This window comes from uncultured Campylobacter sp., assembly GCF_938045535.1.
GTDB lineage: Bacteria > Campylobacterota > Campylobacteria > Campylobacterales > Campylobacteraceae > Campylobacter_B.
Map to the genome: position 1 here is coordinate 1 of NZ_CALIMQ010000018.1, position 1,140 is coordinate 1,140.

Here is a 1,140-nt window from a genome sequence, read left to right on the forward strand (position 1 = left end):
GCTTTAGCATCGACGTGGGACTCGGACAGCTAAACGCCGTAAATTTCAGCCAAAATGAGATCGATTATATATTCAACCCGATGTACAACCTCACCAAATGCGCCAAAATCCTGCGCAAATGCTGGAATGCTAAAGACAAAAATATCAAAGACACGATCGAGTGCTACAACTACGGCATGCGCAAACGCTACTCAAACCCCTACTACAAGCGCTTTTACGAACATTACGAGAAATTTTTCGGCAAGCCCTATTAAGAGTTAGTAAAATTTCGCTAAAATCGCGCAAATTTTAAAAAAGGATATTTCATGATACTGATCGCAGGACCCTGCGTGATCGAAAGCCGCGAGCTAATAATGAAAGTCGCGGAAAGTTTACGCAAATTTAACGAAATGAGCGGGGTGGAATTTTACTTCAAAAGCAGCTTCGATAAAGCTAACCGCACCAGCATCTCAAGCTTCCGCGGCCCGGGACTTGAGCGCGGCTGCGAAATTTTAGCCGAAGTAAAGGAAAAGTTCGGCTATAAAATTTTAACCGACATCCACGAGAGCTACCAGGCGGAGCCCGCCGCACGCGTCGCCGACGTACTGCAAATACCCGCGTTTTTGTGCCGCCAAACCGACCTGCTCGTCGCCGCAGCCAGCACGCAAGCGGTAGTAAACATCAAAAAAGGTCAGTTTTTATCACCGCAGGCGATGAAACACAGCGTCGAAAAGGTGTTGCAAACCCGCAGCGCACGGGCTTATACCCCACAAAGCGGCGCGGCATCTAGCGATACAAAGGCCGCTCAAAACAGCGCCTGCTACGACGATGCCGAAATTTGCGGCGCGCAAAACGGCGCTCGAAGCGGTGCGAATGACGAATCTTCGGCACTAGGCGTGCAAAATTCTTGTGGTGCACAATCGGGCACACAAAATTTTATTCATACTTGCGGCGCTAGAAACGGTGCCGAAAATGCCGCTAAAGGTACGGCGACGCCTTGTGCCGCGCAAAGCGATAACAAAAGCGAAACGCAAAGCACCTCGCAGCCAAACTTCTCTCATACTTGCAACGCGCAAGACGGCTCGATAAGTGCCCCGCAACCAAGCGGCGAAGGGATGCACGATCTGGCGCGCTGCCACGGCGTTTGGCTCACCGAGCGCG

General features: G+C 51.0%; 2 pseudogenes. Both read left to right on the top strand.

Going from position 1 to position 1,140, the window contains the following annotated elements:
- Nucleotides 1–254, top strand: a pseudogene (locus Q0095_RS00835) (transglycosylase SLT domain-containing protein); the annotation flags it as partial.
- A 51-nt stretch (nucleotides 255–305) separates the two neighbouring features.
- Nucleotides 306–1,140 (top strand): annotated as a pseudogene (locus Q0095_RS00840) (hypothetical protein); the annotation flags it as partial.